A 240-nucleotide genomic window follows, 5' to 3' on the forward strand; every position below is an offset into this window, starting at 1 on the left:
GTCGCCTGCTTGTCGGTCATCTGGCTGAGAATAAAATCCAAATTCATGGCTGGTTTTCCTGCCTCATAATCCCTGATTACGCTCAACTACCCGGGCTGCTTCCTCGGGCTCAATCAATCCCTGAGCCATTAAGCGGTTCACGGCCTGCTCCATTGTCTGCATCCCCATTCCGGCTCCGGTCTGGATCATGGAATACATCTGGGCCACTTTATCTTCCCGGATCAGGTTTCGGATCGCCGG

Annotated in this window: 1 pseudogene; it reads right to left on the reverse strand. The window is 53.8% G+C overall.

Going from position 1 to position 240, the window contains the following annotated elements:
• Nucleotides 1–63 precede the first annotated feature (63 nt).
• Nucleotides 64–240 (reverse strand): annotated as a pseudogene (locus ACYP03_RS27760) (twitching motility protein PilT); the annotation flags it as partial.

Source organism: Photobacterium sp. R1 (assembly GCF_054600795.1).